17 protein-coding genes are annotated in these 23,983 nt (G+C 72.3%); 8 read left to right on the forward strand and 9 right to left on the reverse strand.

Going from position 1 to position 23,983, the window contains the following annotated elements:
• Nucleotide 1 precedes the first annotated feature (1 nt).
• Both DB32_RS07430 and DB32_RS07435 read right to left on the reverse strand, forming a co-directional pair.
• On the reverse strand, nt 2-1,294 hold the full coding sequence (locus tag DB32_RS07430) for a HEAT repeat domain-containing protein (protein ID WP_053231723.1): 1,293 nt from the start codon (nt 1,292-1,294) through the stop codon (nt 2-4).
• 99 nt (nt 1,295-1,393) lie between these two features.
• Entirely contained in the window at nt 1,394-3,382 is a 1,989-nt protein-coding gene (locus DB32_RS07435) for a serine/threonine protein kinase (RefSeq protein WP_053231724.1), read from the reverse strand.
• A gap of 307 nt (nt 3,383-3,689) precedes the next feature.
• Between DB32_RS07435 and DB32_RS07440 the strand changes: the two genes are divergently transcribed.
• Complete coding sequence (locus DB32_RS07440) at nt 3,690-5,444, forward strand: serine/threonine-protein kinase (protein WP_053231725.1); 1,755 nt, start codon at nt 3,690-3,692, stop codon at nt 5,442-5,444.
• Nucleotides 5,445-5,696: 252 nt separating this feature from the next.
• Nucleotides 5,697-6,557, forward strand: a complete 861-nt coding sequence (locus tag DB32_RS07445; RefSeq protein ID WP_157068819.1) for a hypothetical protein — start codon at nt 5,697-5,699, stop codon at nt 6,555-6,557.
• Between the two features lie 3 nt (nt 6,558-6,560).
• On the opposite strand, the gene DB32_RS07450 is transcribed toward DB32_RS07445, so the two are convergent.
• The 7 genes from DB32_RS07450 to DB32_RS07480 are packed head-to-tail and all read right to left on the reverse strand — an operon-like array spanning nt 6,561 to nt 15,384.
• The gene (locus DB32_RS07450) at nt 6,561-8,105 is read right to left on the reverse strand and encodes a Ppx/GppA phosphatase family protein (RefSeq protein WP_053231727.1); all 1,545 of its coding nucleotides are present in this window, start codon (nt 8,103-8,105) and stop codon (nt 6,561-6,563) included.
• A 22-nt stretch (nt 8,106-8,127) separates the two neighbouring features.
• Complete coding sequence (locus DB32_RS07455; protein ID WP_205627032.1) at nt 8,128-8,976, reverse strand: SDR family NAD(P)-dependent oxidoreductase; 849 nt, start codon at nt 8,974-8,976, stop codon at nt 8,128-8,130.
• The gene (locus tag DB32_RS07460; protein WP_053231728.1) at nt 8,973-10,130 is read right to left on the reverse strand and encodes an acyl-CoA dehydrogenase family protein; all 1,158 of its coding nucleotides are present in this window, start codon (nt 10,128-10,130) and stop codon (nt 8,973-8,975) included. The genes DB32_RS07455 and DB32_RS07460 overlap by 4 nt, the downstream gene beginning before the upstream one ends.
• Before the next feature lie 25 nt (nt 10,131-10,155).
• Complete coding sequence (locus DB32_RS07465; RefSeq protein ID WP_053231729.1) at nt 10,156-11,775, reverse strand: XdhC family protein; 1,620 nt, start codon at nt 11,773-11,775, stop codon at nt 10,156-10,158.
• Nucleotides 11,772-13,898: a xanthine dehydrogenase family protein molybdopterin-binding subunit gene (locus tag DB32_RS07470; protein ID WP_053231730.1), complete on the reverse strand. Its 2,127-nt coding sequence runs from the start codon at nt 13,896-13,898 to the stop codon at nt 11,772-11,774. The genes DB32_RS07465 and DB32_RS07470 overlap by 4 nt, the downstream gene beginning before the upstream one ends.
• Nucleotides 13,895-14,881 (reverse strand): FAD binding domain-containing protein, encoded by a 987-nt coding sequence (locus tag DB32_RS07475; RefSeq protein WP_053231731.1) that lies wholly within the window; start codon nt 14,879-14,881, stop codon nt 13,895-13,897. Before DB32_RS07475 ends, DB32_RS07470 begins: the two co-directional genes overlap by 4 nt.
• Nucleotides 14,878-15,384 (reverse strand): 2Fe-2S iron-sulfur cluster-binding protein, encoded by a 507-nt coding sequence (locus DB32_RS07480; protein ID WP_420820936.1) that lies wholly within the window; start codon nt 15,382-15,384, stop codon nt 14,878-14,880. The genes DB32_RS07475 and DB32_RS07480 overlap by 4 nt, the downstream gene beginning before the upstream one ends.
• A 304-nt stretch (nt 15,385-15,688) precedes the next feature.
• Between DB32_RS07480 and DB32_RS07485 the strand changes: the two genes are divergently transcribed.
• From DB32_RS07485 to DB32_RS07510, 6 genes are read left to right on the forward strand one after another with little or no spacing between them, the layout of a single operon-like run.
• Nucleotides 15,689-16,867, forward strand: a complete 1,179-nt coding sequence (locus DB32_RS07485; RefSeq protein ID WP_075097842.1) for an efflux RND transporter periplasmic adaptor subunit — start codon at nt 15,689-15,691, stop codon at nt 16,865-16,867.
• A gap of 4 nt (nt 16,868-16,871) precedes the next feature.
• The gene (locus tag DB32_RS07490; protein ID WP_053231734.1) at nt 16,872-19,988 is read left to right on the forward strand and encodes a multidrug efflux RND transporter permease subunit; all 3,117 of its coding nucleotides are present in this window, start codon (nt 16,872-16,874) and stop codon (nt 19,986-19,988) included.
• A 60-nt stretch (nt 19,989-20,048) separates the two neighbouring features.
• The gene (locus tag DB32_RS07495; protein WP_053231735.1) at nt 20,049-20,513 is read left to right on the forward strand and encodes a hypothetical protein; all 465 of its coding nucleotides are present in this window, start codon (nt 20,049-20,051) and stop codon (nt 20,511-20,513) included.
• Nucleotides 20,510-21,832, forward strand: a complete 1,323-nt coding sequence (locus DB32_RS07500) for a BamA/TamA family outer membrane protein (RefSeq protein WP_157068820.1) — start codon at nt 20,510-20,512, stop codon at nt 21,830-21,832. The genes DB32_RS07495 and DB32_RS07500 overlap by 4 nt, the downstream gene beginning before the upstream one ends.
• Nucleotides 21,833-21,838: 6 nt before the next feature.
• Nucleotides 21,839-23,518 carry a hypothetical protein gene (locus tag DB32_RS07505; protein ID WP_053231737.1) on the forward strand — a complete coding sequence of 560 codons (1,680 nt, stop codon included), beginning with the start codon at nt 21,839-21,841 and terminating at the stop codon, nt 23,516-23,518.
• Entirely contained in the window at nt 23,515-23,961 is a 447-nt protein-coding gene (locus DB32_RS07510; protein WP_053231738.1) for a hypothetical protein, read from the forward strand. The genes DB32_RS07505 and DB32_RS07510 overlap by 4 nt, the downstream gene beginning before the upstream one ends.
• Nucleotides 23,962-23,983: the final 22 nt, after the last annotated feature.

The raw sequence follows: 23,983 nt of genomic DNA on the forward strand, positions 1-23,983 counted from the left end.
CTCACGCGTCCTCGTTCGACGCTGCGAGGATCGCGCCCGCCGCGCCGATCCGCACCTGCGCGTCGTGATCGCGCATCGCGCTCCGCGCGTCGTCGGGGCGCATCGCATCGCGCGCGAGCGCGCGCGCCGCTGCACGTCGGAGCATGGGATCCGGACGCCGCAGGAACGCCGCCAAGATCGCCTTCGCCTCGTCGTCACCGCGCTCCGCGAGCACGCCCGCAGCCTGCAGCGCGCTCATCTCGAGCCCGCTCTGCATCAGCCCTCGCAGCGCGCCGCGCGCCTCGTCCTCCGCGCCTTCCTGCTGCAGCAGCGCGCGCGCGATCGAGAGCTTCGCGCCGGGATCGTCCTCGCGTCCGAGCGCCTCGCTCAGCACCCGACGGAGATCGTCGCTCGGCTCGAGCGAGACCAGCGCGACGCCTGCTTGCGCGCGCAGCGAGGGCTCGCCCGCGCGCAGCGCCGAGAGCAAGTACGCGCGCGCCCCGCGATCCTCGTCGCCCTGTCGCGCGCGCACCAGCATCAGGCGCGCGGCCTCGATCCCCTGCGAGCTCGGCGGCGTCTCGAAGAGCGATCCCAGCGCAGCCCACGCCTGATCACGATCGGCGCGGATCAGCGCGTCGACCGCGGCCATGCGCACGCTCGGCACCGGATCCGACAGGCGCTCGCGCAGCGCGACCAGCGCAGGCGGTCCGTACCCCCCGAGCGCGCGCACCGCCGCCCCGCGCACCGCGGGCTCGGGATCGACGCGGCTCGTCTCCTCGAGCGCCGCGCGCGCCTCTCCGTCGGGCACCAGCGCCGCGAGCTTCGACGCCGCGTTCTCTCTCGCGCGCGCGTTCGGCCAGCGGATCGCCTCGAGCAGCGCGTCGCGATCCTCCTCCGGATCCATCCCGAGCACCGACGCCGCGCGCGCGTCCGCGTCCTCGTCGTCCGCGAACGATCGCAGCTCGAGCGCCGCACGATCGTCGCCCCGCCGCGCGAGCGCCTCGAGCGCGATCACGCGCGAAGCTCCATCGCCGTGCGCGATGCGCTGCAGCACCGGCTCGCCCGCGGTGCCCGAGCCCGCGAGCTCCTGGATCGCCTGCCGTCGCAGCTCGCGATCCGCGCCGCCCGCCTCCTGCTCGAGCAGCAGCGCCGCGATTCGCCCGAGCAGCTCGCGATCGGGACCGTCGAGCTGCCGCATGCGGTCGTACTCGTCGAGCGCCTCGACGAGCGAGCCGCGCTCGAGGGCCGTCGACGTGGCGCTGCGCGCTGGACCCGCGCACGCACCGAGCCACACCGCCACGACGATCGCGCTCACACAGCAGAGAGCGATACGCAGCACGAGCGCGCGCCCGCGCGCCCTGCGCGATCCACCTCTCAATACGTCCTCCCGGTCCGCTCCGTACGGAGAAGGCGCTCAGGCGGCCTTCACCAACCGGCAGGATAGACCGAGGTAGAAGGCGCGGTACACGTCTTCGACGTCGCCGCCGCTCGCGGTCTCGCGCGCGACGATGCTCCCGAGCGTCATGTCGCCGCGCACGTCGAGCAGCCGCAGCCACGGCTCGGGGAGCCCGTACGCGCTCGGCGGCGCGGGTGGGCGCGACTCGCGCGAGAGCACGCGCTCGCGCACGTCGGAGAGCGCGGCCTCGATCTCCGAGGTGTCCGCCGCGAGCGCCGCGTCGCGCAGCAGCTCGTGCGCGCCCTGCTCGAGCGGGAACGTCTCTTCTTCCGATCGCACGCCCGCGCGGAACGCCCACTGCCCGTTGCGCCACCGGAAGATCTCGAGGTAGCGCTCGCGCACCTGCCCCGAGATCGCGCGGTAGAGCTCGACGGGCCGCAGCACGCCGAGCCCGACGAGCGCATCGCCGAGGCGCCCGCCGTACCGCGGCAGCAGCGCGAGCGCCATGTCGACCTCCATGCGGAGGCACACGCCGCGCTGCACGAGGTACTCGCCGAGCATCTCCTTCTTCACCGTCGACGCGACGAAGTCGGGCTTGCCGTCGACGAAGTACACCTTCTTGCGCCGCTGCCCGTCCCACAGGTGCAGCACGCCCGTCTCGCGATCCGACGTGATGCGGTGCACCAGCGAGAGCACGGCGCCGGGCATCACGAGCCCGCGACGGTCGGCGTCGCGGATCTCCGCGGGGTTCCACCGCAGCGCGGACGAGCCGAGGTAACGCTGCAGCTCCGGCACCTCGCCGCTCGGCACCAGCTGTCCGGCGTCGCGCTTCACCAGCGCGCGATCGTCGACCTCGCCCGACACGATGCGCCGCACGAGCTCGGGGAACGTGAGCGGCCCGAGCGTGTGCCCGTCGGCGAGCCGCACTTCCCACGCGCTCGGCGTCTCGAGCACGAGCTTGCCGAGCATGTCGCGCGTCGCGAGCGGCGTCTCGACCGTCGCGCCGGTGCGCGCGCCGCCGTTCGGATCGACGTACGCGGTCGGCCTCGCGCCGGGCTCGTGCGCGGCCTCGTCCTGCGGCGTCTTCGCGACGAGATCGAGCCGGTGCAGCAGCCGCGCGAGCTCGCGCGCGCCGCGCCCCGCGCTGCCACGACGGCGCATCAGATCCTCGAGCGCCTCCGCGAGCGCGCCTGCTTCCGGGCGATCGTCGGGATGTCGCGCGAGCGCCGCGCAGAGCACCGCGCGCACGTCCTGCGGCACCGCGCGTCCCTTGCGATCGAGCACGCCGAGATCCGCGTTGCGGATGCGCAGCAGCACGTCGAGATCGGTCCCGCTGCCGAAGAGCGGCTCGCCGATCAACATCTCCGCGAGCACCGTGCCGAGCGTGAAGACGTCGCTGCGCCCGTCGATGTCGAGCCCGCTCACCTGCTCGGGCGACATGTACCCGAGCTTGCCGCGCACGTGCCCGTCGTCGGTGCGGTGATCGCTCTGCGCGCAGCGCGCGATCCCGAAGTCCGCGACCTTCACGTGGCCGCGCTTGGTCAGCAGCAGGTTCGCGGGGCTCACGTCGCGATGCACGATCGTGAGCGGCTTGCCCGACTCGTCGCACAGGTGGTGCGCATAGGCGAGCGCACGCGCAGCCTCTGCCGCGATGTGCAGCGCGGCCGAGATCGGCACCACCTCGCGGTTCGCGGCGACCGCGCGCAAGAGGCGGTTCACGTTCGTCCCGTCGACGAACTCCATCGCGAGGAAGAGCGCGCCGTCGGCCTCGCCGAAGTCGAACACCTGCACGATCGACGGGTGCTCGAGCTGCGCCGCGAGGCGCGCCTCGTCGATGAACATCGCGACGAAGTCGGGGTCGCGCGCGTGCTGCGGCAGGATGCACTTCAGCGCGACGCGCTTCTGGAAGCCGTGAGGACCGAGCCGCTGGGCCACGAACACCTCGGCCATCCCGCCGGTCGCGAGACGTCGCTCGATGCGATACGGACCGAGCGTCCGAGCCCTCATCACGCCTCCTGCTCGTGGCCCTGAGCGCTGGCCGTTCGGGTGAAGACCCGGGGCGACGCGTAGGCGCACGCCCGGCCGAAGCTCGCACCCAGGATACGGGAGCGGCCGCTCCGGACAACAGGATAAGTGTACGAACTCTGCACTTTGTCGCGATCGATCCGCAATTGTTCACCAGTGGTGTACGATGGGAGACGTCCCCGGTTCGGCCAGAGGCGATACGGAAACTCTGACTGTCCCCGGAGGACTGGCGTTATCATCGCTGCTCGGTTCGGTTTTCGGCCCCTTCGAACCCCGGAGCCAGGTCCCCATGGGAACCACGCGCACCTCGGCCAATCGCTCGGCGAAGGACAGCTATCTCGGGAAGGTCGTGGCCGGGCGTTACCGGCTCGAGGCCTTGCTCGGCGAAGGGGGCATGGGCGTCGTCTATCGAGCCCGTCACGTCCTCATCGATCGGGTGGTCGCGCTGAAGCTCATCCGGCCCGACCTGCGCAGCGAGACCCACCTGCGCGCGTGGATGCTGCGCGAGGCGCGCGCCGCGAACCGCGTCGATCACGCGCACATCGTCGAGATCCACGACGTCGGCGAGACCGAGGAGAGCGAGCTCTACCTCGTGATGGAGTACCTCGTCGGCAGCGCGCTCTCGAGCGAGATCGCGAAGGGCCCGATGCAGCTCGCGCGCGCGGTCGACATCCTCGAGCAGATGTGCGCGGCGCTCGCGCGTGCGCACGACCTCGGCGTCGTCCATCGCGATCTGAAGAGCGACAACATCATGCTCACGACGCGCGGCGGTCGTCGCGACTTCGTGAAGATCCTCGACTTCGGTCTCGCGGCGCTCGCGCGGGATCCGCGCCTCGCCCCGAAGGGCGCGGTGTTCGGCACGCCCGAGTACATGTCGCCCGAGCAGGCGCGCGGAGACGACGCGGCGCCGGTGAGCGATCTCTACGCGCTCGGCATCTTGTTCTTCGAGATGACGACGGGTCAGCTCCCGTTCCGCAGCAACGATCGCGACACGCTGCTCGAGATGCAGCGCACCGCGCCGCCGCCGCGCCCGCGCACGCTCGCGAAGGATCTGCCGGAGGCCGCCGAGGCGATCATCCTCAAGCTGCTCGAGAAAGATCCGCGTCGTCGGTTCCGCGACGGCCACCATCTGCAGGAAGAGCTGAAGGCGCTCCAGCGCACGCTCCCGAACACGTGGGAGGTGCAGCAGCAGGAGGGCCAGGCCGCCGCGCCCGCGCAGCCGCCTCCGCCGCCGCCCGCGCCGAGCCCCGGTGTCGTGGAGTGGTCGCGCCGCGCGGCGTACTTCTCGCGCATGGTCGCGCGTGCGTATCCGAACGGGCGCGTGCCCGACGACCTGCAGACCGCGGTCGATCAGCTCTGGGAGGTCTCGGCGCGCGCGAGCAAGCTCGAGGGCGAGCTCGCGTCGCACCAGCGCAAGCTGGACGCGATCGAGCGGCGGGGCAGGGCGCTGCGCGCGGAGATCGGACGCAAGGTCGAGGAGCTCGCGGAGGAGGAGTCGCGCACGCTGCGCGACGCGGCCGCGGAGCGCGAGCGTCTGTCGCGCGTGAAGACGAAGCTCGACGAGGCGCGTCGTGCGTGGGAGCGCGCGAACGCGCAGGCGCTCGAGCTCGAGCGCGCGGCGGGTGATCTGCGGACGTGGCGCGGCGTGTTCGAGGAAGCGACGGCGAACCGTGCGCGCGCCGAGGTGCTCTCGGAGGTGCTGCAGGACCACGAGCGTCGCGCGCTCCACAAGGAGAAGAGCGCGGGCGATCTGCGCAGGCAGATCGACGAGCTGCGCGCGCAGCTGGCGCGCTACGGCGATGCGCTCGAGAACGATCTCGCGGCGGGGCGTGATCGCATCGCGACGCGGGTGCGCGAAGCGCTCGCGTACGAGAAGACGTTCACGGACTGCTCGGCGCTGCTGATGAGCCACCTCAAGGGACGCCCCGAGGTCGGCGAGCTGATGGAAGAGATGCGCCGCGAAGAGGCGCAGTACGCGAGCCAGTCGCAGTACTCGCCGCGTCCCGATCAGACGGGCGCGCACAAGGCGCTGGTCGGGGGCTGAGGCTTCGGCGTGTGGCGCGCCGAGCGACCGATCCGCGCGTTCGCGCGGGTCGGACGCTCGCGATGTAGACCGCGCTTCGCGCGTGTGCGCGCGGTGATGGTCTCGATTCAGCGGTCGCGGGGCGGTGCATCCGGACGCGCTCGTTAGGCGGCGCGTTGCCGATGTGACGCGAGGTCGCATAGGCTCGCGGCCGCTCCGAGGCGCGGGTCGCGCGCTCGAGCTGTGGAGGCGGCGACCGTGGACGGACGAATCGTGGGACGAGCGGTCGTGCTCTCGCTGGTGCTGGTGCTCGCGGCGTGCGGTGACGACGACGCGCGCGTGGACGTGGACGCGGGCCAGCTCGATGCCGGGGGCGCGCTCGATGCGGGCGCACGCGACTCCGGGATCGACGGCGGCGCCATCGATGCCGGCGAGGCCGATGCCGGATCGACGGATGCGGGCGAGCTCGATGCGGGCGATGTCGATGCCGGCGAGCCCGACGCCGACACGAGCGACGCGGGCGGCGATGCCGGCGCGAGGCTCTGCGCGGCCGGCGGTGGCGCGTGCGACGTCGCGCTGCAGGACTGTCCGTCCGATCACGCCTGCTACTACGCGGAGGTGAGCGGCGTCGCTGCGACGCGCTGCGAGCTCGTGTTCGTGCCCGGCACCGATGGCGATCCGTGCGAGTTCGCGGACGAGTGCGCGCCCGGGCTCACCTGTCGCGCCGGCACCTGCCGTCAGTATTGCTGTCCCGGCGCCGCGCTCGACTGCCCCAGCGGCCAGGCCTGCGTGCAGCTCGCCGAGGCGCCGAACATCGGCCACTGCGCGCCCGCCGACGCGTGCACGCTCGCGCCGAACGCCGGCTGTGCTGCCGGTCGCGCCTGTTATCCCGGCCCTGCGCCCGAGACCGTCGGCTGCTTCGTCGCGGGCACCACGCCCGAGGGCGGCGCGTGCGTCGCGAACAACGCGTGCGCGCCGGGCACGATCTGCCTCGGCGCAGGTCCGTTCTCGTGCCTGCGCGTCTGTCGCACCGCGATGGGCGACGCCGACTGCACGAACCCCGCGCACGACTGCATCGCGGTGCCCGGCTATCTCAGCGCGCAGTACGGCGTCTGCGACGTGCCGTCGGAGTGATCCTCACGCGCGCGCCGAGACGCTCGCGTCGTCGCCCGCGTCGACGATCACCTGCACCGTCCTGCGGAAGGTCTGCTCGAAGAGCCCGGCCTTCCGCGCGACGGTCCACGCCTCGAGCGACAGATCTTCTCTGCCGCTCGCGCGGATCACGACCTCTTGTGCGCCGACCTCGACGTCGAGCTGGTGCACCTTGCTCCGGTGCCCGCGGTCGAGCGCATCCGCGAGCCGGAGGATCGACGACAGCTTCCGTACTCGCCGTCGATCCTCGGGGCCCAGCGACGCGAACGCAGCGTGCTTCGGGCTCGGCGGCGCGCGGCGGTGATAACGCGCGATGCAGCCGACCACGACGCGGTGCTCGGGCGACAGGCCCATCACGTCGCTGTGCTCGACGATGTACTGCGTGTGCTTGTGGTGCGCCGCGAAGTGCACGAAGTCGCCGATGTCGTGCACCAACGCCGCGACGCGCAAGAGCACGCGGTCGTGATCGTCGAGCTTGTGCAGCGCGCGGAGCCGATCGAAGAGCTGCGTCGCGAGGCGATCCACCTGCGTCGCGTGCGGCTCGTCGAAGTGATAGCGACGTCCGAGCTGCACCGCGGCGCGCGCCGCCTGGCTCTCGTCGACCTTGTAGTCCCAGACGCGGAAGTGCTTGTGCACCAGCTCCGCGACGATGCCTTCCTTGAGGCCCACGCCGGGTGCCACGATCGTGTCGGTGCGCGCGAGGTCCGCGATCGTCACCAGCACGTAGAGCGCGGGCACGATCACGTCGGCGCGATCGGGGCGCAGCCCGTACTCCTTGCGGCGATCGGTCGCCTTCATCTTCGAGATCTTCGCGAGCAGCGCGCGCGCCTTCCGCACGTCGATCGTCGGCAGCGGCGCGCCCGCCATCGGGCACAGCTCCGCGATCGTCTCGAAGTTCCCGCCCGTGCCCGCGACCACGTCGTAGCTGCGCTTGAGGAAGCTCTCGCGCACCGGCTGCAGCATGCGATCGAGGTACTCGCCGAGGAGCCGCTCCTGCGCCTTCGTGACCGGCTTGCCGTCGTCGAGGAACGACTCGAGCAGGCGCACCGTGCCGATCTGCAGGCTCGTCGAGAAGCGCACCTCGTCGTGGTTCACCTCGGACAGCTCGAGGCTCCCGCCGCCGAGATCGCAGAGCAGCGCGCGCTTGTCGCCGAGCGGCACGCGCTGCTCGACCGCGAGCTTCACGAGGCGCGCTTCCTCCGTGCCGTCGATCGCCTCGAGCTCGACGCCCGTCTCGGCGACTCGATGCAGCATGTCCTCGGCGTTCTCGGCGTCGCGCGCCGACGCGGTCACCACCGCGCGATACGCCTCGACGCTCTCGCTCTCCATCGTGGTCTTGAACGTGCGCATCGCGCGCACGAGCTCGTCGACCGACTCGGGATCGAGCTTGCCCGTGACGAACACCGAGTGGCCCAGGCGCACCGGCATGCGCGACTGCAGCACGGTCGTGAAGCGCCCAGGCGCATCGGCCTGCACGATGAGGAGCCGCGACGCGTTCGAGCCCACGTCGATCGATGCGAACTTCGGCATGCGTGGCGCGAACCTTACTCGATCATCTCGCTCGGTCTCGCCGCATCGAGCGCGGGCGTGAGCCGTCGACGTCGGGGAAGCCGTAGTGCTCGCCCATCTCGGCGACGACGAGCGCTTCTCCGGCGCGCTCGATCGCGCGCGGATCGGCCGCCAGGCACGCGACCGCGCGCCCGCTGAAGTGCGGCGACTCGCCCTTGCTCGGATCGAACCCGAGCCGCTCGGGCTCGAGCAACAAGCGCTCGGTCTTCACGATCCCGGGCCAGATCGACACCGCGGTCACGCCCTGCGGCGCGAGCTCGCGGCCCATGTCGCGCGACATGCGATCGACGCCCGCCTTGCCCACGCCGTACGCGACGTTGACCGCCTGGATCTTCGCGCCGAACGACGAGACGTTCACGATCAGCCCGCGACGCGCCGGCACCATGCGCTGCGCCGCGTGCCACGCCGCGACGTAGTGCGAGCGCAGCCCGACGCGATGCATGACGTCCCACTGCGCGATCGGCAGCTGCCAGAACGGGGCGGTGAGCTCGCCTTCCGGGATGGCGAACGCGTTGTTCACGAGCACGTCGATGCGGCCCTGCTCCGCGTCGACGCGGGCGAAGAGCGCCTCGACCTCGTCGTCGTTCGCGTGATCGCAGCGCACCGCGATCCCCACGCCGCCGAGCGCGCGCACCGCGTCCGCGGTCTCGCCGATCGTGCCGGGCAGCGCGCCGGCGTGCTCGGTGCGACCGGTGACGTAGACCGTCGCGCCCGCTTCGCCGAGACCGAGCGCGATGCCCTTGCCGACGCCGCGGCTCGCGCCGGTGACGACGCAGACCTTGCCGCGCAGGTCGGGCGGAGCCCACGTGCCCACCGCGTCGCTCGTGCTCACAGCGTCGCCGTGTCGGTCTCGAGGCCGAGGAGCACGCGGCCTGCGGTCGTCGCGGTCGGCTGCGCGACCATCAGGTGCTGCGACGCGGTGTGCACGTCGCGCAGGTGACGCTGCAGCGGGCTCGATGCGTAGATCGACGTGCCCCCGCCGAGCTCGTACGCGCTCGTCACCACGCGCGCGCTCTCGCTCGCGGCATGACACGCCGCCGCGCGCAGCAGCGCGCGCGTGCGCACCGTCGCCTCGCCGTCGCGCGCGATCTCGCGCCCTGCTTCGCCCAGCGCGTCGAACAAGAACGCGCGCGCTCCGCGCAGCCGCGACTCGATGCGCGCGACCTCGAGCTGCACCGTCTCGCGGTGCGCGATCGTCTGCTTCGCGCCGAGCGGCGACTTCTTCGTCGCGAGCGCGATCAGCGCGTCGATCGCGGCGCGACCGATGCCGAGCGACACCGCGGCCACGCCCGCCGCGAGCGTGCCGAAGAACGGCAGCCGTGCGAGCGGCCCTTCGTGCGTGCGCTTCGTCGTGATCAGCGAGAACGTGCGCTCGGCCGGCACGACCACGTCCTTCACCGCGAAGTCGTGGCTCCCGGTGCCGCGCAGACCGCTCACGTCCCACGTGTCGAGGATCTGCACGTCGCTCGCGCGGAAGAGCACGCTGCGGATGTCGGGCGCGCCGCTCGGGAGCGGCGCGTCTCCTTCCGCGATCGTCCCACCCATGATCCACTGCGCGTGCTTCGACGCGCTGCCGAAGGGCCACCGGCCGCTCACGCGATAGCCGTGCTCGACCCGCGCCGCGCGGCCCATCGGCGCCACCACGCCGCACGTGATCGCGTCGTCGGGCGCGTAGATCTCGCGCGCGACGTCGGGCGCGAGGAACATCGACATCAGCCCCGAGCCGCCCGCGATCATCGTGCACCAGCCCGCCGATCCGTCGGCGCGCGCGATCGTCTCGACGACGGCGAGGAACGTCTCGGCGCTCGCTTCCGCGCCCCCGTGCGCGCGCGGGACGAGCAGCTTCAGCGCGCCCGCGCGCACCAGCGCGTCGATCGCTTCGGGCGGCAGCTGTCGCTCCGCTTCGATGCGCGCAGCGAGCGGAGCGATCGCGCGGGCTGCATCTTCGGCGCGAGAGAGGAGGGTGGCGTCGAGCTGGCTCGTCATGACGCGCGAGAGCGTATCGCACCCGTCACGCGCCGAGCAGTGCGCACACGTCGTCGGGCGTGTCCACGTCGAGCGCGGCGTCCGCGCAGTCGATCGCGATCACGTCCTCGGCGCGGAGCAGCGCGCCCGCGCCGCGATCGCCGGTGAGCGCGCAGAGCGCGTCCCATCGCGCGCGATCGAAGATCGCGGGCGCGCCCACGATGTCGCGCGCATCGTCGCGCCAGCGCGTCGCGGCGATCGGCGCGCCGCGCGCCCACGCGTCGCGGAGCGCGATCAGGTGCGAGCTCGCGATCCGCGGCTGGTCCGCGAGCACGATCGTCAGCGCACCGCACGCGCGCGCCTGCGCCCACGCCACTGCCGCGCGGATCGAGCTCGCGATCCCCTCGCGCCATCCGTCGTTCTCGATCCTCGCGAGGCGCAGCCCATCGAGGGCGCCGGCGACGGTGTCGCTGCTCGCGCCGAGCACCACGCCGACCGGCCCACCGCCGACCGCGAGGCACGTCTGCGCGACCCGGCGCACCAGCGGCACGCCCGCGAGCTCGACGAGCTGCTTCGGACGTCCGAGCCGCGTCGACCCGCCCGCTGCGAGCACCACGAACGCGACCTCCTGGTGCATCGCCCGCGCGCGCTCGCGCAGCATTCCGCCGCGCCGTCCCCGCGCGACCGCGCACATCTCCGCGACGACCGCGAGCGCGATCTGCTCCGGCGTCTCCGCCCCGATGTCGAGGCCCACCGGCGCATGCACGCGCGCGTCGTGCTCGGCGCCGATCGCGGTGAGCAGCGCGCGCGTCCGCCGTGCGGGCCCGAGCAGCCCGACGTAGCGAGCGCGCGATCGCAGCGACATCGCGAGCGCTGCGCGATCGGCGTCGACCTGGTGGTGCATGATCACGACGTACGCCTCGCGCGCAGCGTCGATGCGCGACGCGAGCTCGGTGAGATCACCACCGGTCGCGATCACGTGGTCGGCGGCTAGCAAGCGCGAGCGCTCGCGGATCGCGCGATCGGCCACGGTCACGCGAAACCCCGCGCTCTGCGCGGCCGTGACGATCGGCGTCACGTCGTGCCCGCTGCCGAGCACGAAGAGCTGCGGCGAGGGCGCGATCACCTCGACGAGCGCGGTCACGTCACCGACCTCGACGACGCCCGGTGGACCGCTCGCCGCGCGCACCAGCGCCGCGCGCAACGCGGGATCGTCGACCGGCCGCGCGAGCGTGATCTCGGGGCCGATCGCGACGCGCGCGCCGACGCTCGCGCCGCCGATCACCGTCACCAGCACGCCGCTGGTCTCCGCGGCGAAGCACGCGCGCGCGAACGTGAGCGCGTCGTTCGTGTCGCCGGGCTCGAGCAGCACGTCGACGACTCCGTCGCAGCCGAGCCCGACGCCCCACGGCGCTCCTTCGTCGCTCGTCGAGTCGTACGTGACCACGACCGGTCCGCCTCGACAGCGATGCCATCCGCGCAGCATCACGTCGCCCTCGAGGCAGCCGCCGCTCACGCACCCCGACACCCATCGATCGCCCGCGACGAGCATGCGGGCGCCGGGCCGCCGGTACGACGAGCCGCGCACGCGCACCACGGTCGCGAGCAGCCGAGGCGCGCCGTCGATGCGCGACGCCTCGGCGACGATCCGCTCGAGCTCGTTCACGATCGCGCCGGCAGGTGCGGCAGGAGCTTCTCGATCGTGATCGGCAGGTCGCGCACCCGAACGCCGGTCGCGCTGTAGACCGCGTTCGCGATCGCCGCGGACGCGCCGCAATTGCCGACCTCGCCGACGCCCTTCGCGCCGAGCTCGTTCGCCGCGCCGTCGAAACCATCGAGGATGATCGCGTCGACGGCGGGGATGTCCGCGTGCACCGGCACGAGGTACTGCGCGAAGTCGCGGTTCACGAACGCGCCCACGCGCGGATCGACGAGCCCCTCTTCGTGCAGCGCCATCGAGACGCCCCAGATCATCCCGCCGATCAGCTGCGAGCGCGCGGTCTTCGCGTTGAACACGCGCCCGACGTCGAACACGCCGAGCATGCGGCGCAGGCGGACCTCACCGGTGTCCACGTCGACGCCGATCTCCGCGAAGTGCGCGCCGTAGCTCGCGATCGAGCTCTTGCTGAAGCTCGGCTCCTCGGTCTGCTCCGGCACGCTCCCGATCGCGTCCACGGCGCTCGCGCCGACGTGCGCGCGCACGTCGCCCGAAGGCGCGCCGAGCTTCTCGCGGAGCGTCCTGCACGCGCGCAGCAGCGCCGTGCACGAGTTCGTCGCGCCCCACGATCCGCCCGAGCCCGCGGTGCGCGGCAGCGCCGAGTCGCCGAGCTCGACGCGCACGCGATCGACGGGGACGCCCAGCGCCTCGCTCGCGGTCTGCGCGAGGACCGTGTACGTGCCGGTCCCGATGTCCGTCATGTCGCACTGCACGCGCACCGTGCCGTCGGGCTCGACGCGGACGCGCACGTGGCTCTCGCTCTGGTAGTGCGGCCGGATCGCCGCGGCCATGCCGAGCCCCACGAGCCAGCGTCCATCGCGCGTGCTCGCCGGGATCCTCGCGCGACGATTCCAGTCGAAGCGTCGCGCGCCCTCGCGCATGCACTCGACCATGCGGCGATCGCTGTACGGGATGTTCAGCTCGGGGTGGATCGTCGGCTCGTTCGCGATCCGCAGCGCGATCGGATCCACGTCGAGCGTGTACGCGAGCTCGTCCATCGCCGACTCGATGGCGAAGAGGCCGGGCGCCTCGCCGGGCGCTCGCACGTCGCCCGCGACCGGCAGATCGAGCGCGATCGAGCGATGCGTGGTCCTGCGGTTCGGCGCGGCGTACAGGCTGCGCCCCGCGGTCGCGGTCTGCTCGACGTAGTCGCTGCCGCGGGTCTGCTTCTGCACGGCGTCGTGCCCGAACGCGTGGAGCCGCCCGTCGCGCGACGCCCCGAGCCGCACGCGCTGCCGTGACGCGGGGCGGTGGCCGGTGAGGTGGAACATCTGCTGTCGCGTCAGCGTGACCTTCACCGGCTCGCCGACGATCCGCGCAGCCATCACCGCGAGGATCGTCTCGACGCTCACGCCGAGCTTCGAGCCGAAGCCGCCGCCGACGTAGCGCGAGAGCACGCGCACCTTCTCGGGATCCAGGCGCAACGTGGACGCGATGCGCTGCCGCGCGTCGGCCACGATCTGCGTGCTGCAGTGGGCGATCACCGTGTCGCCGTCCCACGCGGCGATGCACGCGTGGGTCTCCATCGGCAGGCTGAACGCGTACGGCGTCGTGTAGACGCGATCGAGCACCACGGGCGCGCTCGCGAGCGCGCCGTCGAGATCCCCGATCGACGAGTCGGCGGAGTACCCCGCGTTCACGCTCTTCTGCTCGATCTCGGGCGCGCCCGGCTCGTCGAGCTCGTACTCGCCCGGCGTGATCTCGTACGTGATGCGGACCAGCCGCGCCGCGGCGCGCGCGTCCTCGAACGTCCTCGCGACGACGAGCGCGACCGGCTGCGCGAACGCGCGGATCTCGGTGTCCTTGAGCACCGGCATCGCCCGCGCGTACGACGACGCGCTCGGGTCGGGCTCGCCCTGGGGCGGCGCGTCGCGATGCGTGAGCACCCGGCGCACGCCGGGCGCGCGCTCGGCGACCGACGTGTCGATGCTGGTGATGCGCCCGCGCGCGATCGTCGCCTCGACCACGAAGCCGTAGAGCGTCGGCCCGAAGCTCCAGTCCTCGTAGCCGTACGTCGCGCGCCCCGAGACCTTGAGCGGCCCTTCGACGCGGCTCAGCGGCGCGCCGATCATGCGAGCCCCCGCGCGGCGTGATCGAGCGTCGCGATCAGCGTGCGCTTCGCGAGCTCGATCTTGAAGTCGTTGTGCCCGCGGCCCACGGCGCGCGCGAGCGCGGCGTCCGCCGCCGCGCGATACGTGTCGATCGTCGCCGGCCGACCGCGCAGCACGGCCTCCGCCTCGAGCGCGCGCCACGGCTTGTGCGCGACGCCGCCGAACGCGACGCGCGCCGAGTCGATCGTCCCGTTCTCGACCGACACGATCGCGGCGACGGACACGAGCGCGAACTCGTACGACGCACGATCGCGCACTTTGCGATAGAGCTGTCGCCCTCGCGGCGGCGGGGGCATCACCACCGCGGTGATCAGCTCCCCCGGGCGCACCACGGTCTCGATGTGCGGCGTCGATCCCGGCTCGAGATAGAGATCGTGGATCGACACCGTGCGCGTCGCGCCGCGCGCGTCGATCATCTCGACGCTCGCGTCGAGCGCGATCATCGCGACCGCCATGTCCGACGGATGCGTCGCGATGCACGCGTCGCTCGCGCCGAGGATCGCGTGATTGCGGTTGATGCCGCCGAGCGCCGCGCATCCTTGGCCCGGGCTGCGCTTGTTGCAGCGCGCGAGCGTGTCGTAGAAGTAGAGGCACCGCGTGCGCTGCAGCAGGTTCCCCGCGGTCGACGCCTTGTTGCGGAGCTGCGCCGACGCGCCCGCGAGCAGCGCCTGCGAGACCGCGCCGTAGCGCTCGCGCAGCCGCACGTCGGCGGCGAGCGTCGCGTTGTCGGCGAGCGCGCCGATGCGCAGGCCACCATCGGCCGTCGCCTCGATGTCCTTCAGCGGCAGCCGGCTCACGTCGACGAGGTGCGACGGCTGCTCGATCCCGAGCTTCATCAGATCGAGCAGGTTCGTCCCGCCGCAGATGAGCTTCGCGCCCGCCGTCGCGCCCGCGGCCGCCGCGCGCACGGGGTCGCTCGCGCGCTCGTAGGTCAGCGCCCTCACCGCTCGCCTCCGCCCGCGACGCTGCGGATCGCGGCGACGATGTTCGGATACGCCGCGCAGCGACAGACGTTGCCGCTCATGCGCTCGCGGATCTCGGCGTCGCTCAGCGCGACGCGCGGCGCCGCGACGTCCTCGGTGGCGTGGCTCGGCCAGCCCGCGCGCGCCTCGTCGAGCATCGCGACCGCGGAGCAGATCTGTCCCGGCGTGCAATAGCCGCACTGGAACCCGTCGTGCTCGAGGAAGGCGCGCTGCATCGGGTGCAACGACTCCGGCGATCCGAGCCCTTCGATCGTCGTGATCGCGTCGCCCTCGTGCATCACCGCGAGCGTCAGGCACGAGTTGATGCGCCGGCCGTTCACGAGCACCGTGCACGCGCCGCACTGCCCGTGGTCGCACCCCTTCTTCGTGCCCGTGAGGTGCAGGTGCTCGCGCAGCGCGTCGAGCAGCGTCGTGCGCACGTCCAGATCGAGCGCGTACGAGTGCCCGTTGATCGCGAGCGTCATCGTCTTCGCGCCGCCCTGCTTCGGCGGCGCCGAGGTCCGCATCGCGGGCCCTTTGCGGAGGAAGCGGCCTCTCTTGGAGCCATCGGCCTCGGACGACATCGCGTCACCTCCACATCGCGCACGCGCGATTGGGGGACAGATAGCGATGCGCGCCGAGCCACCAAGTCCACGCGCGGTACGTCGATCGAAGCTCCACGGTGCTCGCTCGCGACAGCGCGCCGTCACGTTTTCGATCACGCAGGGCTGGCGATCGGCGCCGGCGCGCAACATAGGGAAGACCCTCCCGACTCGGCAGGTCTTCGTGATGTTTCCGCGCCTTCTCTCCGGAACGGTTGGGCTCCTAGCGCTCTTCGCCTGTAGCAGCCCCGCGGCCGCGCCACCGAGCGAGCCGCCACCTCCGCCCGAGGTCTCGACGGTCACCGTCACGCCGCACGCGGTCGTGGTGGAGGACCTGCTGCCCGGGCGCGTCGTGCCCGTGCGTGTGGCGGAAGTGCGACCGCTCGTCTCGGGCATCGTGCGCGAGCGGCTCTTCACCGAGGGCGACACCGTCGCCGCGGGGCAGCCGCTGTATCGCGTCGATCCCACGGTCTTCCGCGCCGAGGTCGCGGGCGCGTCCGCGACGACCGAGCGCCAGCGCGCCGCGCTCGCCACCGCCGAGCGCGAGGCCGAGCGCGCGAGCCGCCTCGCGTCGATGGGCGCGCTCTCCGAGCAAGCGCTCCACAACGCGCAGAGCACGCTCGATCTCGCGCGCGCCGATCTCGCGGTGAGCGAGGCGTCGCTCGCGCGCAGCCGCATCAGCCTGCGCTACGCGACCGTCACCGCGCCGATCGCCGGGCGCATCGGCCTGTCGCGGGTGACCGAGGGCGCGCTCGTCGGCACCGCCGATCCGCTGCCGATGGTGACGATCCAGCAGCTCGACGAGGTCTACGTCGACATCCGTCAGCCCGCCTCGCGCTACGAGGAGCTGCGCCAGCGCTCCGCGCGCGGCGAGCTCGAGCGCAGCGACGGACTGCCGGTGCGCCTGCTCTCGATGCGCGGCGAGCCCTACGAGGTCGAGGGGCGGCTCCTCTCGACCGACGTGAACGTCGACCTCACGACGAGCGAGCTCACGCTGCGCGTGCTCGTGCCGAACGCGGATCTGGATCTGCTGCCCGGCATGTTCGTGCGCGCGCGCATCCCGTTCGGCCGCGAGCCCTCCGCCATCACCGTGCCGCAGCAGGCGGTGCTCCACGATCCCGCGCTCGGCGAGAGCGTGCTCGTCGTCGCCGAGGGCGACGTCGTCGCGGTGCGCAGCGTGCGGACCGGGCGGGTCGTCGACGGGCATCAGATCGTGCGCGAGGGCCTGGCGGCGGGCGATCGCGTGATCGTCGAGGGCCAGGATCGTCTCGCGCCCGGCATGTCCGTGCGACCGACCCCGTGGGAGGTCGAGGTCGCGCGCGAGGACCACGGGCCCACGTCGGCGCCCGACACCGCGAGCGAGTAGGACGATGCCGCGCTTCTTCATCGAGCGACCCGTGTTCGCGTGGGTCGTCTCGCTCTTCATCGTGCTGTTCGGCGTGCTCGCGATCCGTCGCCTGCCGGTCGAGCGATATCCGACCGTCGCGCCGCCCGCGGTGACGATCACCGCGACGTATCCGGGCGCGACGCCGTCGACGATGAGCGACAGCGTGCTCGCGCCCATCGAGCGCGAGATCTCGGGCGTCCCGCACCTGCTCTACTTCGAGTCGTCGTCGGACACGTCGGGCGTCGCGCAGATCACCGCGACGTTCGAGCCCGGCACGGACCCCGAGCTCGCGCAGGTCGCGGTGCAGAACCGGCTGCGCACGGTCGAGCCGCGCCTTCCGCAGATGGTCCGGCAGATCGGCCTCGCGGTCGAAGCGTCGACGTCGAACTTCCTCCTGATCGTCGACCTGCGCTCGCCGAGCGGGCGCTACGACGAGCAGACGCTGGGCGACTTCCTGTCGCGCAACCTCGTCGAGGAGCTCAAGCGCATCCCCGGCGTCGGCCGCGTGCAGGTGTTCACCGCGCCGCGCGCGCTGCGCGTGTGGCTCGATCCGGTGCAGCTCACGGCGCTGGGCGTGTCGATCGACGACGTCGCGAACGCGATCCGCGCGCAGAACGCGCAGGTCTCGCCAGGCCGCGTCGGTGATGCGCCGACGGTGCCCGGACAGCGCGTGACGATCCCGCTCGTCGTGCAAGGCGAGCTCGAGACGCCCGAGCAGTTCGGCGACGTCGTGCTGCGCGCGCGGCCCGACGGCTCGCGCGTGCTGTTGCGCGACGTCGCCCGCATCGAGCTCGGCGCGCAGAGCTACGGCACGGCGACGCGCACCGACGGCACGGCCTCGGCGGGCGCGGGCGTGATGCTCTCGCCGGGCGCGAACGCGGTCGAGACCGCGACGCTGGTGCGCGAGCGAGTCGCCGAGCTCGGCGAGACGCTCCCCGACGGCATCGAGGCGAGCGTCCCGTACGACACCGCGCCCTTCGTGCGCGTCTCGATCGAGAAGGTGCTCGAGACCTTCGTCGAGGCGATGGTGCTCGTCTTCGCGGTGATGTTCCTGTTCCTGCAGAGCGTGCGCTACACGCTCGTGCCCGCGATCGTCGCGCCCATCGCGCTGCTCGGGACGTTCGCCGTGATGTACGCGGCGGGCTTCTCGATCAACGTGCTGACGATGTTCGGCATGGTGCTCGCCATCGGCATCATCGTCGACGACGCGATCGTGGTCGTGGAGAACGTCGAGCGCCTGATGGCGACCGAGAAGCTCTCGCCGAAGGAGGCCACGAAGAAGGCGATGGACGAGATCACGGGCGCCGTCATCGGCATCACGCTCGTGCTCTCCGCGGTGTTCATCCCGATGGCGTTCGCGTCGGGCTCGGTCGGCACGATCTACCGCCAGTTCAGCCTCTCGATGGCGGTCTCGATCCTGCTCTCGGCGTTCCTCGCGCTCTCGCTCACGCCCGCGCTCTGCGCGACGCTGCTGAAGCCGGTCTCGGAGCACCACGATCCGAACCGCGGCGCGTTCGGTCCGTTCAACCGCGCGTTCACGTGGCTCACCGAGCGCTACGGCGCGGGCGTCGCGCGCATCGTGCGGCGCAGCAGCATCGGCATCGTCGCGCTGCTCGCGGTGAGCGTCGGCGCGGGATGGCTCTTCCGCGCGCTGCCCGGCTCGTTCCTCCCCGAGGAAGATCAGGGCTATTGGATCTCGAGCGTCGCGCTGCCGTCGGATGCGACGGCGGAGCGCACCGATCGGGTGATCCGCTCGTACGAGGAGTACGCGCAGGCGCGCCCCGGCGTGCGCTCGGTCGTCGCGATCCGTGGCTTCGGGTTCTCGGGCTCCGGCCCGAACGCGGCGCTGATGTTCACGATCCTCGACGACTGGGACGCGCGCGAGGGCGCGACCGCGCAGGGCGAGGTCGCGTCGGCGAACGCTGCGTTCGCGGGGCTGCGTGACGGAATGATGTTCCACGTCGTGCCTCCCTCGATCGACTCGCTCGGCACGAGCGCGGGCTTCGCGATGCGCCTCGTCGATCGACGCAACCAGGGCCAGCAGGCGCTGCTCGCGGCGCAGGGCCAGATCCTCGCCGCGGCCGCCGAGAGCAGCGTCGTGCAGGCGGTCTATCCCGAGGGCTTGCCCGACGGCGCGTCGGTGCGGCTCGAGGTCGATCGTCACAGCGCGGAGGCGCTCGGCGTGTCGTTCGCGTCGATCAACGCGACGCTCTCGGCAGCGCTCGGCTCGATGTACGTGAACGACTTCCCGAACGCCGGCCGATTGCAGCAGGTGATCCTCCAGGCCGAGCCGCAGGCGCGCATGCAACTCGACGACGTGCTCGCGCTGCCGGTGCGCAACCAGGAGGGCCGCATGGTGCCGCTCTCCGCGGTCGCCACCGCGCGGTGGGAGCGCAGCCCGCTGCAGCTCGTTCGCTACAACGGCTATCCCGCGGTGCGCATCGCGGGCGCGGCGGCGCCGGGCTTCAGCAGCGGCGAGGCGATGGCGGAGATGGAGCGCCTCGCGGCGCAGCTTCCGCCGGGCTTCGGCGTCGAGTGGACGGGCCTCTCGTTCCAGGAGCGCCTCAGCGGCGACGAAGCGCCCGCGCTCCTCGCGCTGTCGTTGCTCGTCGTGTTCCTCGTGCTCGCGGCGCTCTACGAGAGCTGGTCGATCCCGCTCTCGGTCATCCTCGTCGTCCCGCTCGGCGTGCTCGGCGCGCTGCTCGCCGTGACGATGCGCGGCATGCCCAACGACGTGTTCTTCAAGGTCGGCTTGATCACGTTGATCGGCCTGTCGGCGAAGAACGCGATCCTCATCGTCGAGTTCGCGAAGCAGCTCGAGGACGAGGGCCGTTCGGTCACCGACGCCGCGATCGAAGCGGCGAAGCTGCGCCTCCGGCCGATCCTGATGACGTCGCTCGCGTTCACCCTCGGCGTCGTCCCGCTCGCGATCGCGACGGGCGCCAGCGCGGAGACCCAGCGCGCGATCGGCACCGGCGTGCTCGGAGGCATGATCAGCGCGACGGTGCTCGCGGTGGTGCTCGTGCCGGCGTTCTACGTGGCGGTGCGCAAGGTCGTGACGCGCGGGAAGCGCGCGGCGGCCGAGCCCAGCACGAGCTGAGCGAGGCTCGCGACAAGAGCGTGCAACGCCGCCGAGCACCGGCGCTCCATCGTCCCGGCGATGCTGCGCGTGGTGGTGCTCGGCGCGAGCTCGCTCGCCGAGGTGTGTGCTCGAGCGATCGCGGAGGCGCGATCGGGCTGGGACGTGGTGCAGGTGCGCGACGAGGCTCGCGACGCCGGCCCTCGACGCCCCGCCGACGTCGCGCTCGCGGCGATCGAGCTGCGCGACGAGGCCGCCGCGGACGCGCTGCTCGCTCGCGCTCCTGCGTGGATCGCGGGGATCCAGCAGCGGGGCGGAGGGCGCCTCGTGCTGGTGCTCGCGGCGCCGCACCACGCGCTCGCGGCGGTGCGCGCGCGGGCTGCGACGTTGCGCTCCACGCTGCGCGCGGTGCGCGTCGCGGTGCACACGCTCGTCCTCCTGACCTCGGAGTGGATCGACACCGCGATCACCGAGCGGATCGGCCGCCTGATCGTCCTGCTCACCGACGGGCAGCTCGAGGAGATCACCGTGCGAGGCTCGCGATGAGGACGTGCGCAGTGTGTCTGTTCGCCGCGTGGATCGCGCTCGCGTCTCCGGCCCTCGCGCAGGAGCGCCGGCCGCTGCCCGACTACGATGGTCGCGTCGAGCCCGGCGACGACGCCGTCGACGCGCTGTTGTGGATCCCGCGTGTCGTCACGGCGCCGCTCTACGCGATCTCGGAGTTCGTCCTGCGCCGTCCGATCGGCTGGCTCCTGACCGAGGTCGAGCGCGCCGACGTGCTCCAGACGATCGCGGGGGTCCTGACGTTCGGCGCCGAGCGCAACATCGGAATCTTCCCGACTGCGTTCTTCGACTTCGGCCTCGTCCCGAGCGTCGGTATCTACGCATTCTGGAATCGATTCCTCTTCAGCGAGAATCGAATCTCGGTGCACGGCGCGACGTGGGGAGAAGACTGGCTCTCTCTGTCGGTCGCCGACCGCGTGGCGCTCACCGACGGAGTCGAGCTGTTCGTCTCGAACCGCTTGCTGCAGCGACCCGACGCGATCTTCGGCGGAATCGGGCACACCGCGACCGCGAACGGTCGCGCCCGCTTCGGCGTGAGCATCGTCGAGACCCGCGTGGGGATCGACGCCGTGGGCATCGGTCCGTTCTCGATGCACGCCTCGCTGCAACACCGGAGCATCGGATTTCGCGACTCGAGTTGGGGTGATGACCCGACCATGTCGGAGTGGTTCGGACAACGATCCATGCCTCTACCGACCGGATATCCCGATGGATATCAGTCGCTCGGAGGGCGCATCACGGCGGCGCTCGACAGTCGTGCTCGGGGCGCACCGCCGCAAGGTGGCGCGCGCGTCGGTGTGCTGCTCGGCGAGACGGGGACGATCGACGGAGCGCAGCGCGGCGCGTGGCTCGTGGTGGGCGGCGAGCTCGAGCTGGCCGCCGACATCGAGAGCCACCACGTGATCTCGGTGCGCGGCGAGGCCTCGGCGCTCACCGGCCACGACGGCGTCGCGATCCCGTTCTACGAGCTGCTCGATCCGGGCGGCACCGGGGCGATGCGCGGGTTCCTGGCCGGCACGCTGCGCGGAGAGAGCGTCGCCGCGATGACCCTCGAGTACGCGTGGCCGGTCTGGGTGTTCCTGAACGGTCGCCTCCACGTCACGTGCGGCAACGTGTTCGAGCGGCACTTCGCCGACTTCGCGGTCGAGCGACTGCGGCTCTCGTTCGGCATCGGGCTCGAGCCGCGCATCGCGGGCGAGCACCCGTTCGATCTCCAGATCGCGCTCGGCACCAGCACGTTCGAGAACGGGACGAGCGTCGAGTCGGTGCGCTTCGTGGTCGGCGCGCGCAACGGACTGTGAGGGGACATGCACTCGCGACTCCACACCTCGATCGTCGCGCTCTGCCTGCTCACGGGCTGCGGCGCGTCGTTCCGCGCGTTCCCGATGGCCGATCCGATGTGGCGCGACGACGACGCGCGTCCGCTCTCGACGCGACCGCAGGTCCACTACAACCCGTGGGCGTGGGACGCGGTCGACAACACCACGTTCCGCCAGCTCTCCGAGCTCTGGACCTACGAGCGCGATCGCGAGGCGATGAACGTGAACGCGCTCGACGAGGTCCCGGACTCGTCGTGGTTCACGAACCGGATCGGTCGCGACGCCATGAGCCGCGAGGACCTCGCGCGCGGCGCGTGCTCCGAGGTCGAGGCGCCGCCGCCTCCGTGGGTCGTGATCCGCAGCAAGCCCGACGGGTCCGGGCCGGGGCTCGTGGTGCGCGCCTCCGACGGACGCACCTACCTCTTCAAGGTCGATCTCTCGCAGCCCGAGCGCGCCACCGCGGCCGACGCGATCGCGTCGCGGATCTTCCACGCCGCGGGGTACTTCGTGCCCTGCAATCGCGTGATCCACTTCGCGGCCGAGGACTTCACGCTCGCGCCCGACGCGCGCACCTCGGGGTCATCACCGCGCCCGCTGGTGCGCGCCGACGTCGACGCGATCCTCGCGCGCGCGGGCGCCGCACCGAACGGACGGAGGCGCGGCAGCCTCAGCGCGTACATCGATGGCACGCCGCTCGGCGGGTGGCGCTTCGCGGGGCTGCGCGACGACGATCCGAACGACGTCGTGCCCCACGAGCACCGTCGCGAGGTGCGCGGGATGTACGTGCTCTCGGCGTGGCTGAACCACATCGACTCGCGCGCCGAGAACAACATGGACAGCTGGATCGAGACCGAGCCCGGCCGCGGCTACGTCCGCCACTACGTGCTCGACACCGGCGACTCGTTCGGGATCGTCTGGCCGGTCGACGACGCGCTGTCGCGCCGCTTCGGTCACTCGCACTACCTCGACATCCAGCACCTCGGCGAGGACTTCGTGAGCCTCGGCCTCGCGCAGCGCGCGTACACGGAGTCGCCCGATCGCCCCGAGCATCCGACGTTCGGCTTCTACACCGAGCGCGACTTCGTGCCCGATCAGTGGCGCAACGGATATCCGAACCCCGGGTTCGAGCGCAGGACCGAGCGCGACCTCGCGTGGATGACGCGCATCGTCGCGCGCCTGGGCGAGGCCGAGCTCGCGTTGCTCGTGGAGCAGGGCGCGTGGTCGGACCCTGCGCTGGGCACGGAGCTGCTGCGCATCCTCCTCGCGCGTCGTGCGCGGATCCTCGAGCGATGGCTCACGCGCCTGTCTCCGCTCGCGTGGCCGGTCGCGGCGCGCGAAGGAGGCGACGTCGAGATCTGCCTCGACGATCTCGCGGTGAGCAGCGGGCTCCGCGACGCGGACGGACGACGCTACGAGGCGCGCGTGTACCGCGGTCTTCCTCCACGGGCGAGCGATGCAGACGCGAGGGTGTCGGCTGCGAGCGCGCGCGTGTGCGTGCGGATCGCGCTGCCGCCCGGCGCGAGCGAGGAGTACGTCGTGGTCGACGTGATCGCGTCGAGCGAGGGCGCGGAGCGCACCGCGCCGGCGCGGGTGCACCTCTACGCGCTGTCGAGCGGAGAGGCTCGCGTGGTCGGTCTCGAACGTCCCGACTCGGAGCGCGCGCCGTGACCGAGCGGGGCGCCGCGATCGTCGTGCGGCTCACGGCGCTGCGTGCGGCGCCGACGCCCGAGTGGCAGGCGCGCGCGAGGAGCCTCGTGAGCCGGCTCGCGATGCGTCGCGAGCAAGTGGTGCTGGCGGTGCCGGTCCGATCGACGGCCGACGACGACGTGTGCGCGATCCAAGCCGCGCTCAGCGACCTGCGCGACGCGATCGGCGCTCGCCTGCACGTCGTGGTGGTGGTCCCGAGGCGGCGCGGCATCGCGTCACCGGCGCGGCCGCGGCCCTTGGGCGAGCCGTGGGACTTCGAGCTCGCGCCGGGCGAGCTCGAGCGCGCCGCGGCGTTGGCGATCGAGCACGGGATCGACGAGCTCGTGCTGTGCGCGCCGACCCGACGCGCGCACGTCGCAATCGCGTCCAACGACGCGCCAGCCGCAGCGCGCAGAACCGCGTAGCGCGCGTCACGCCGCGCGTTCT

It is taken from the genome of Sandaracinus amylolyticus (assembly GCF_000737325.1).
GTDB lineage: Bacteria > Myxococcota_A > Polyangia > Polyangiales > Sandaracinaceae > Sandaracinus > Sandaracinus amylolyticus.